We start from the raw sequence: 9401 nt of genomic DNA, 5'->3' as shown, positions 1-9401 counted from the left end.
CGTAGGCGGTGAGGGCCGAGAGCGCCCCGCGCCAGCCCAGCCACTCCGTCAGCAGCCCGCCCACCGGTGCGCACAGGCTGGCCGCGATGCCCAGCCCGGTGAGGGCCCGCGACATCGCCCGCGCCCCCAGCGCTGGCGTGTAGAGGTCGCGCACGATGGCGCGGGCACACATCACCACCGCGCCCATGGCCGCGCCCTGCGCTACGCGCCAGCCGATCAGCCATTGCATCGACGGGGCGAGCACGCTCAGGATGGATGCCAGGGTGTAGATGGAAAGACCCGCCAGCAGCACCGGCCGGCGGCCGAAGCGGTCCGACAGCGGCCCCCAGGCGAGTTGCGAGCATCCGAAGGCCAGCAGCAGCGCGCTGAGCGTGAGCTGGGCGGACGCCACGGGTGCGTCCAGGCTGCGCGTGAGCGAGGGCAGCGCAGGCAGGTAGAGATCGGTGGTGACGGGCTGCAGGCTCAGCAGCAGCGCGAGCACGGTGATGGCCAGACCCGGCGCGACGGCCACGGCCGGCGGCTCCTGGCCCGCCGCAGCGAAAGGGGGGACGGACATGCGGGCGAGCCTACCAGATGGGCGCCACCCGACCGGGAGCGCAGATGGCCGTCGCCGCGCATGCCGGCCGGATCAGTACACCTGGAACAGGTCCGCCAGCGCGGCGCGGTACTGCGGCTCGCCCACCGTGTTCGTGCTGTGGTGCGTGCCGCCTTCCACCAGCACGAAGCGCTTGGGCTCCTGGGCGGCGTCGTACAGCTTGCGGCCGAGCGTGGGCGGGATCAGGCTGTCGTCGCTGCCGTGCACCACCAGCAGCGGCGAGCCGATGTGCGCGACCTTGCGCGCCGACTCGAAGCGCTGCGTGATGAGGCCCGACACCGGCAGCCAACCCCATTTGAACGTGGCCACGACCTCGGGGATGTTGGTGAAGGTGCCTTCCACGATGGTGCCCTTCTCGTCGTTCACCATCGCCGCCAGGTCGATGGCGATGGCGCCGCCGAGCGAGTGGCCGAAGATGTAGCGCGGCTGGTCGGGCGCGCGCTGCGCGAGCCAGTCCCACGCGGCGCGGGCGTCCTCCAGGGCCGTGGTCTCCGACGGCAGGGCCGCGCTGCTGCGCCCGAAGCCGCGGTAGTCGACCGCCAGCACCGAGAACCCCATGCTCTGCATGCGCCGCATGCGGCCCGCCGATCCCGACACGTTCCAGCGTGCGCCGTGCAGGTACAGCAGCACGGGCGCATCGGCTTTGGCGGCCGGCAGCCACAGGCCGTGCAGCTTCTCGGACTTGCCGGTGGCTTGCGAGTCGAATGCGATCCAGACATCTTCCATGTCGTCGGTGGACTGGGCACCGCCCCAGGCGCGGTCGCTGGGCTGGAAGATCCACTCGCGCTGCTTGGCGTCGAGGGTGGCGCAACCTGCCGTGACGGCCATGGCGAGGGCGATGGATGAAAGGAGGGGCCAGCGTTTCATGGGTAGGACTGAGTGCCGCGGTGTCGGGAAAGTTCTATGGCAGTGTTTCAGCGGGTATGCCGGCGTCTTGATTGCCTTGGTTGCTCACTTTTCAATAGCAAATCGGGAAATCCCCGGCTTTTCCGGCTTTTGCAAGAAACGCGCCCGTCGATGCGCTTTGTTACATCCGGATTGTGCTGGAGAGATGGCCTGATTTCGGCACCGCTGCCCAGGGCCGGAGCCCGGAAAAGCGCTGATTGACGCTGCAGCGCAGCATCGATAGGCCGTGACGGCCGGACGGGGTGGCCCGTAGGATGGGCACTCCGGTGCAAGGTGGGGCAACAACGCACAACAACGGTGCGTTCGGCGCCGCTATACCGCTGCGGCGACAAAGTTCCCCGAGTCACCGTCCTGTCATGTGGCGCCTCCACAGTGGCGCACTTCAACGATCAACGAGGTAGAGCAATGCACCTGTCTGGTTTCAAAGGGGCCGCGCTGGCCCTGGCCGCCGCTGCCGCCCTGGCCGCCTGTGGCGGCAACGACGATGATTTCCCCACGCTGAACGGCGCCAAGCCGCTGGTGATCGGCCACCGCGGTGCCGCCGGCTACCTGCCGGACCACACGCTGGAAGGCTACAAGAAGGGCATCGAGCTGGGCGCGGACTTCATCGAGCCGGACCTCGTGGCCACCAAGGACGGTGTGCTGATCGCGCGGCACGAGCCCAACATCACCGGCACCACCGACGTGTCGCAGCGCCCGGAATTCGCCAGCCGCAAGACCAGGAAGATGGTCGATGGCGTTCAGGAAGAAGGCTGGTTCGCCTCCGACTTCACCCTGGCGGAGATCAAGACCCTGCGCGCCATCCAGCCCCTGGCCGAGCGCGACCAGTCGTTCAACGGCAAGTACCAGATCCCGACGCTGGCCGAGGTGCTGGACCTCGCCCGGTCCGAAGGCACGCGCGTGGGCCGCACCGTGGGCGTGTACATCGAAACCAAGCACCCCACCTACCACGCCAACCTGAACCTCAAGCTCGAGGACCGGCTGCTCACCACGCTCTCGCAGTACGGCTACACCACCGCGGCGTCGCCCGTCATCCTGCAGTCGTTCGAAGTGTCCAACCTCAAGTACCTGCGCACCAAGACCCAGGTGCGCCTGGTGCAACTGGTGGATGCCAACGACATCAAGGCCGACGGCAGCATGGACCTGACCGCGCCCTACGACAAGCCCTATGACTTCGCCGTGGCCGGCGACCAGCGCACGTTTGCCAGCCTGCTGACCCCTGCGGGCTTGAAGGAGGTCAAGACCTATGCGGACGGCATCGGCCCCTGGAAGCCGTACCTCATCCCCTCGAAGCTGGTGGATGACAACAAGGACGGCCAGCCAGATGACCTGAACGGCGACGGCAAGATCGACGAGCGCGACCGCGTGATGATGCCCGCGACCTCCGTCGTGTCCGACGCGCACGCGGCCGGCCTCTTCGTGCACCCGTACACCTTCCGCAGCGAGGCGCGCCGCCTGGCTTCCGACTTCAAGGGCGACCCGAAGGCCGAATACCGCATGTTCTACCGCCTGGGCGTGGACGGCGTGTTCGCGGACTTCCCCGACCACGCCAAGGCGGCGCGGGACGACTGATCCCTCGGTCGACGGCCTGCCGGCGGCAGGCCACCGTTTCGGGGCGCGTCAGAAGCTGTGCTTGACGCCGATGCTCAGCAGGGTCCGGCCCTGCCGCGCCCGACGACCCCGTCCAGTTGCCAGCCCGGTGTCCATTCCCACAGCGCGCCGGTCTGGAAGGTGGGCGGGCTGCCACGCTGGCCGAACGCCTCGATGTGCGCCGTGACCGCGCCCCAGGTGGATTCGACCGCGGCGCCCCAGGTGGGCAGCCAGCGGTGGTCGGGCGTGTGCAGCGTGCCGGCATTGGCGTGCACGGCCCCCCAGTTGGCGATGCAGGTGCCCAGCAGGTTGAGGGCCCGCGTGCTGCGCGGCTCCCGGTGGGTGTGCCACAGGCCCACGCTGCTGGCCGCATGGCAGCCTTGCTCGGGCGGCGGCGTCCACTGCCATTTGGCCACCACGCTTTGCACCGTGGCGCGGCCGTCCAGATCGCGCGCCAGCAGGGCGCCCAGTTCCAGACCCGGCAGCGCCACCGGGGCATAGGCCGGCGCCACGTAGAAGACGCCGCGGTCGCGGTGCACGCCCTCCCACCACACTTCCACGTGCCCTTCGCCGGGGGCATTCACGCCGGCGTCGTCCACCGTGAGGGGCCGCCCCGCGTGGGCCGGTAGCGTGACGGCGGCGATGGCCGCCAGGGCCGCCACGCCATAGCCCTGGCAGGCGGAGCGAAGGTGATGGGGGTGGTGGCGGCGCAGTGGCATGGGTGGGATCCGTATGGCCTGCGGCGCCCGGGGATCAGCGTCCGCGCAGGAAGAGGGCGTCCAGCTCGCGCATGGACAGTTGCCGCCAGGTGGGGCGGCCGTGATTGCACTGGTCGGATCGGTCGGTGACTTCCATCTGGCGCAGCAGGGCGTTCATTTCATCGAGGGTGAGCCGGCGGTTGGCGCGCACCGCGCCGTGGCAGGCCATCGTACCCAGAATTTCATTGCGGGCGCGCTGCACCACGGTGCTGGCGTCGTGTGCTGACAACTCCGCGAGCACGCTGCGTGCCAGTTCCACCGCATTGCCCTGGGCCAGCGAGGTGGGCACGGCGCGCACGGCCAGCGTCTTCGGGGAGAAGGGGGCGATCTCCAGTCCCAGCATCGACAGTGTGTCGGCCTGGGCTTCGGCCGTGGCCACTTCCTGCGGCGTGGCGGCGAAGGTCGCGGGGATCAGCAGCGGCTGGCTGGCGATGCGTTCGGTGCCGTCCACCTGCGCCTTGAGCCGCTCGTACACGATGCGTTCGTGCGCGGCGTGCATGTCCACGATCACCAGGCCGTGGGCGTTTTCCGCCAGGATGTAGACGCCCTGGATCTGCGCCACGGCCCGGCCCAGGGGCCAGGCCGGCGCGTTGTCGTCCGGCGCGGGTGGCGCAGGCGTCACGTCGGCCGCTGAAGGGGGGATGGTCTGCAGGGAGGGGGGCGGAGTCCAGGCAACGGTGCCGGCCGCCGCGGCGCCGGGTGCGCCGGGATGGCCCCATTCGGCGCGCGGCTCCTGCACGCTGGCCGGGAAGGCGCCGTCTTGTGCGCCGACGCCGAGCCCCTTCGGCGATCCCCAAAGGGCCTGCAGGTCGGTCACCCGGTGGCCGACCACGGGCTCGTCGAACCGGATCGCCGCCTGCGCCTTCCAGCCGTGCGCCATCCCGGGAGCGGGCGCCTGCGCGGCCGCCCCTGGCGCCGTCTCGGTGGCGCCGCTCGCGGCGAGTGCCTGGGCACGGGGCACGGCCAGGGCGTTCTCCACCGCATGGCGCACGGCCTGGTGAACCTCGCGGCTGTCTCGGAAGCGCACCTCGATCTTGGTGGGATGCACGTTCACATCCACCCGCAGCGGGTCGATGGCCACGTACAGCGCATACACGGGCTGCTTCTGCCCGTGCAGCACATCCTCGTAGGCGGCGCGCGCGGCGTGCGTGAGCACCTTGTCGCGCACGAAGCGGCCGTTCACGTAGCAGAACTGCTGGTCGGCGCGCGAGCGGGCCGCATCCGGCAGGCCGGCGCGGCCGGTCACCGTGATGGCGCCGTGGCGGTGGCGCACGGCGACCGATTCCGCGAGGAAGTCGTCTCCCAGCACGTCGGCCAGCCGCCGGTCGAGCGCCTGCTGCAGCGCGCCATCGGACGCGTCGCCAGCGGCCAGGGTGGCGCGCCACTGCTCGACCAGCTTGCCTTCGTGCCAGATGGCGAAGCCCACATCGGGACGGGCGAGCGCGTGGCGGCGCACGGCCTCGATGCAGTGGGCCAGTTCGGTCGCGTCGGTCTTGAGGAATTTGCGCCGCGCCGGCGTGGCGAAGAACAGTTCCTTCACTTCCACCGTCGTGCCCTGGCTGCGTGCGGCGGGCCGCAGCTCGCCGCTGCGCGCATCCAGCAGGAAAGCGCTGGCCTGCTCCGCGGTGCGCGACAGCAGGGCCATTTCCGACACCGAAGCGATGGCGGCGAGGGCCTCGCCGCGAAAGCCCATGGTGGCGACGGACTCGAGGTCGTGCAGATTGGTGATCTTGCTGGTGGCGTGGCGCCGCAGGGCGATCGGCAGTTCTTCCTGGGGGATGCCGCTGCCGTCGTCTTCCACCGAAATCAGCCGCACGCCGCCGGCCAGCAGGCGCACGGCGATCTGGGTGGCTCCGGAGTCGAGCGCGTTGTCCACCAGTTCGCGCACGGCCGAGGCGGGCCGTTCGACCACCTCGCCGGCCGCGATCTGGCTGATGAGTTCGTCGGGCAGGTCGCGGATCGGTCGGCGCAGGGTGGGCTCTGTGGTCATTGCCCGGCATTCTAGGCAGTGCGGTTAGAGTACGCGCCGCATTGGCAATCCCGCCATCCCACTTTCCTCAGAAGGTCCGCCCTTGGAAATCATCCAGTTCCTGATCGACTTCATCCTGCACGTGGACAAGCACCTGGCGGCCTTCGTCAGCGCCTACGGCCCGTGGGTGTACGCGTTGCTGTTCCTCATCGTCTTCGTCGAGACGGGTGTGGTGGTGATGCCGTTCCTGCCCGGCGATTCGCTGCTGTTCATCGTCGGTGCGCTGTGCGGTGCGGGGCTCATGAACTTTCCGCTGGCCTGCGCCGTGCTGATCGCGGCCGCCATCCTTGGGGACCAGTGCAACTACACCATCGGGCGCTATTTCGGGCCCAAGGTGTTCCAGTGGCCCGATTCGCGCTGGTTCAACCGGCGCGCGTTCCAGCAGGCGCACGACTTCTACGAACGCTACGGCGGCGTCACCATCGTGCTGGCGCGCTTCATGCCATTCATCCGCACCTTCGCGCCCTTCGTGGCCGGCGTGGCCGAAATGGGCCGGGCGAAGTTCACGGCGTTCAACGTGGGCGGTGCGCTGCTGTGGGTGCTGGGCATCTGCACGGCGGGCTACTTCTTCGGCAACTTCCCATGGGTGCAGGCCAATCTGGACAAGATCATCTGGGCGCTGATCCTGGTGCCGGGCCTGATCGCGCTCTACGGCGGCTGGCGCGCCGGCCGCCAGAAAACGGCCTGAGCGGGAGCCGGGAGCACCGCGCCCCGTCCTCCGGTTGCCCGAGCGAATGCGCTGTCAGCGCATCGTGCGGTCCAGCCACTGCAGCAGCTGGCGGGTGACGAACTCCGGGTTGTCCAGGTTCGAAATGTGCCCGGCCTCGGGGATGACCACGGCATCGCAGCCGATCACCTCGGCCATTGCGTGCATCTCGTGCGGCGGGCGGGGAATGTCCTCGTCGCCGCACATGAGCAGCGTGGCCTGGGGGCGGAGCGCCGCCAGCCGGTCCATCGCATCGGCGCGGCCGAAGATGATGCGGCCCAGCGGCACCACCGATTGGCGCAATCGATCGGGCGCCATCGCCGCCAGGCTGCGGCCGAACGCGGCGGGGCGGGGGCTCGAGGGATCGGTGCCGGGCCGAAAGAAGATCGGCACGATGGCATCCACCAGCGGCTGGGTGATCTGCCCGCCGGCCTCGATCGCATCGAGCAGGCCAAAGTAGCGCAGGCGCGTGGCCTCGGGCTCGGCCCCGAGGTAGGTGTCCATCATCACGAGGCTGCGAACCCGCTCCGGCGCCTTCAGCGCCAGCTCCGCACCCCACATGCCGCCGACCGAGAGGCCGACCACGGCACATTCGCGGACATGGAGGGCGTCGAGCAGTTCCAGCATCTGCGCCGCCAGGCCTTTCAGGTCCTGCGTGTCGGCGGGCAGTGGCCCCGACGCGCCGTGGCCCCACAGGTCGGGGGCAATGACCCGGAAGTGGCGCGACAACGCCTGGATCTGGGGCGCCCACATCGAAGAATCCCACAGGTAGCTGTGCCCGAGCAGCACGACCGGGCCCTGGCCACGATCCTGGTAGTGCAGGTGGCAGCCTTGCGATGTGGTGAATCGCTTCTTGGCTGCAGCGCTCGCCACATCCGCTGTGCCGTTCGCCAGGGCACTGCCCGACGCGATGGCGGCGGGTATGGCCATCAGTTGCAGCGCGGCACGGCGGCGGCTCAGGGCAGGCTCGGGTGAAAGAGGGTCATTGGCTAGGGCCAGGGGCGACGGGCGCATGGAGTGATTCTGCAGAGTGGAACAGGCCAAGAATGTTAGCCGCACCCACGCGCTTTAAATGTACTAAAACGTATCGTTTAGTGGAGAAACGCCTTATCGTTTTGCACCGGTGCTGGTGGGAGGCGCCGATTGGCATCCACGCAAAAACGCCCGCAGGGCACTGGGGCCCTGCAGGCGTTTTGTGATCGGAAGGATGGGAGTTAAACCATCCCCGTGAGATCAGCGGCGGCGTTGATCGCGGTCTTCACCGAGTTCGTGGCCGACCAGCGCGCCGGCACCGGCACCGATCACGGTCGCGGTGGTGCCACCGACGGCACTGCCCAACACGCCGCCGGCCACGGCGCCTACGCCGGTACCGATCTGTGCATTGGTGGGGTTGGAAGAGCAGCCGACGAGGCCGAGTGCGGCTGCGACAGCGGCGGCGGAAACGAGATGGCGGTAGTTCATGACTTGGCTCCTGGTATCTGTGAGGGCATGGGATCCGGACAGGGCAGCGATCCGTTCAAGCCGCTGCATTTGCCTGTCCCAACCCATGCCTGCACTATCACCCCGGCACCGCGCCTGCGGTGTAGGCAGGCGAGGCCGCCTGCTGTAGGAGGTGCCCCACCTGACCGCGGCGCTGCCGATCAGCCCGGGGCCAGGCAGATGGTCACGAGAAGCGAGGCATCGCTCACCGCGCGCAGCGAATGCGCAGCACGGGGCTGCAGGTGCACGAAGTCGCCCGGGCGCAGCAGGCGCGCCCCGCCGGCGGTGTGGAACTCCGCCTCGCCCTCCAGGCATTGCACGGTGATCTCGCCGGGCGTGTCGTGCTGGCGCAAATCCTTGCCGGCCGGCAGCACGACGCGGATCACTTCCAGCTGGGCGGCCTTGATGATGGCGGTGGTGGCGGTGCCCGCCAGCCGGTCGCCCAGCGGGCTCAGGCTGACGACTTCTCCGGAACGTGCGTGGTGCAGGGCCATGGGGTTCTCCTCGTGGTTTCAGGTCACGCTCGCAGGCCCGCCGAGCCGTCAGACGGACCGGCTGCGTGCCAGCGGCGGGTTTTTGGCGAAGTATCGCGTGATCCCTCGCATCAGCGCGTCGGCCAATTGCTGCTGGTAGGCGGCGGTGCGCAGCTTGGCCTCTTCCTCGGGGTTGCTGATGAAGGCGGTTTCCACGAGCACGCTCGGAATGTCCGGCGCCTTGAGCACGGCAAAGCCGGCCTGCTCCACGCGCGGCTTGTGCAGTTTGGCCATGCTGCCGATCTCGCCCAGCAGCACGCTGCCGAGCTTCAGGCTGTCGTTGATCTGCGCCGTGGTGCTCATGTCCAGCAGGGCGCTTTGCACGTGCCGGTCCTGCACGCGGACGTTCAGGCCGCCGATGAGGTCGGACTGGTTTTCCTTGTTGGCCAGCCAGCGCGCGGCCGAGCTGGAGGCGCCGCCCTGGCTCAGCGCGAACACGCTGGCGCCGCGCGCCGCGGGCGTGGTGAAGGCGTCGGCGTGGATGCTCACGAACAGGTCGGCCTGCACGCGCCGGGCCTTGTCCACCCGCACGCCCAGCGGCACGAAATAGTCGGCGTCGCGGGTCAGGAAGGCCCGCATCGGGTTGCCGCCGACCGTGGTGGCGTTGATGCGGTCGCGCAGCAGGTGCGCCACCTTGAGCACGATGTCCTTCTCGCGCGTGCCGCCGGGACCGGTGCGCCGGGGTCTTCACCGCCATGGCCGGGGTCCAGCGCCACGATGATGAGCCGGTCGGTCGCCTTCGCGATGGCGGGCGCGGCCGGTGCCGGCGATGGGGCGTGCGGCGGGGTGGGGGCGGCAGCGGCCG

Annotated in this window: 9 protein-coding genes and 1 pseudogene; 2 read left to right on the top strand and 8 right to left on the bottom strand. The window is 69.5% G+C overall.

The genetic code is table 11. The features are described from left to right. Positions 1-556, bottom strand: a 556-nt coding sequence (locus AC27IO_RS16600; protein WP_498739753.1) for an MFS transporter, incomplete at its 3' end; no start/stop codon positions are given. Positions 557-628: 72 nt separating this feature from the next. After that, on the bottom strand, positions 629-1462 hold the full coding sequence (locus AC27IO_RS16595) for an alpha/beta hydrolase (protein WP_498739752.1): 834 nt from the start codon (positions 1460-1462) through the stop codon (positions 629-631). Positions 1463-1906: 444 nt separating this feature from the next. On the opposite strand from AC27IO_RS16595, the gene AC27IO_RS16590 reads away from it, so the two are divergent. After that, positions 1907-3073: a glycerophosphodiester phosphodiesterase gene (locus tag AC27IO_RS16590; RefSeq protein WP_487115261.1), complete on the top strand. Its 1167-nt coding sequence runs from the start codon at positions 1907-1909 to the stop codon at positions 3071-3073. Between the two features lie 74 nt (positions 3074-3147). Here the strand turns inward: AC27IO_RS16590 and AC27IO_RS16585 are convergent, their stop codons facing one another. After that, complete coding sequence (locus AC27IO_RS16585; protein ID WP_498739751.1) at positions 3148-3810, bottom strand: PA4824 family protein; 663 nt, start codon at positions 3808-3810, stop codon at positions 3148-3150. A 34-nt stretch (positions 3811-3844) separates the two neighbouring features. Continuing rightward, entirely contained in the window at positions 3845-5839 is a 1995-nt protein-coding gene (mutL, locus tag AC27IO_RS16580; RefSeq protein WP_498739750.1) for a DNA mismatch repair endonuclease MutL, read from the bottom strand. A gap of 82 nt (positions 5840-5921) precedes the next feature. Here mutL and AC27IO_RS16575 point away from each other — a divergent pair, with 82 nt between their 5' ends. Then, a complete protein-coding gene (locus AC27IO_RS16575) occupies positions 5922-6566 on the top strand; it encodes a DedA family protein (protein ID WP_272568021.1) in 645 nt (214 codons plus the stop codon). A gap of 54 nt (positions 6567-6620) precedes the next feature. Here the strand turns inward: AC27IO_RS16575 and AC27IO_RS16570 are convergent, their stop codons facing one another. The 4 genes and pseudogenes from AC27IO_RS16570 to AC27IO_RS16555 form a co-directional block, all read right to left on the bottom strand. Further along, the gene (locus AC27IO_RS16570) at positions 6621-7598 is read right to left on the bottom strand and encodes an alpha/beta fold hydrolase (RefSeq protein ID WP_498739748.1); all 978 of its coding nucleotides are present in this window, start codon (positions 7596-7598) and stop codon (positions 6621-6623) included. A 219-nt stretch (positions 7599-7817) separates the two neighbouring features. Beyond that, positions 7818-8045 carry a YMGG-like glycine zipper-containing protein gene (locus tag AC27IO_RS16565; protein WP_272551696.1) on the bottom strand — a complete coding sequence of 76 codons (228 nt, stop codon included), beginning with the start codon at positions 8043-8045 and terminating at the stop codon, positions 7818-7820. A gap of 179 nt (positions 8046-8224) precedes the next feature. Continuing rightward, entirely contained in the window at positions 8225-8557 is a 333-nt protein-coding gene (locus tag AC27IO_RS16560) for a cupin domain-containing protein (protein WP_498739746.1), read from the bottom strand. Positions 8558-8605: 48 nt separating this feature from the next. Next, positions 8606-9401: pseudogene (locus tag AC27IO_RS16555) on the bottom strand (N-acetylmuramoyl-L-alanine amidase); the annotation flags it as partial.

It is taken from the genome of Acidovorax sp. KNOB132 (genome assembly GCF_057541515.1).
This window is presented reverse-complemented; position numbering and strand designations above follow the sequence as displayed.

Excerpts from the sequence above, each read along its gene's own strand:
- AC27IO_RS16595 (WP_498739752.1), bottom strand. The coding sequence starts at position 1,462 with ATGAAACGCTGGCCCCTCCTTTCATCCATCGCCCTCGCCATGGCCGTC.
- AC27IO_RS16570 (WP_498739748.1), bottom strand. The coding sequence starts at position 7,598 with ATGCGCCCGTCGCCCCTGGCCCTAGCCAATGACCCTCTTTCACCCGAG.
- mutL (WP_498739750.1), bottom strand. The coding sequence starts at position 5,839 with ATGACCACAGAGCCCACCCTGCGCCGACCGATCCGCGACCTGCCCGAC.
- AC27IO_RS16565 (WP_272551696.1), bottom strand. The coding sequence starts at position 8,045 with ATGAACTACCGCCATCTCGTTTCCGCCGCCGCTGTCGCAGCCGCACTC.
- AC27IO_RS16585 (WP_498739751.1), bottom strand. The coding sequence starts at position 3,810 with ATGCCACTGCGCCGCCACCACCCCCATCACCTTCGCTCCGCCTGCCAG.
- AC27IO_RS16560 (WP_498739746.1), bottom strand. The coding sequence starts at position 8,557 with ATGGCCCTGCACCACGCACGTTCCGGAGAAGTCGTCAGCCTGAGCCCG.
- AC27IO_RS16590 (WP_487115261.1), top strand. The coding sequence starts at position 1,907 with ATGCACCTGTCTGGTTTCAAAGGGGCCGCGCTGGCCCTGGCCGCCGCT.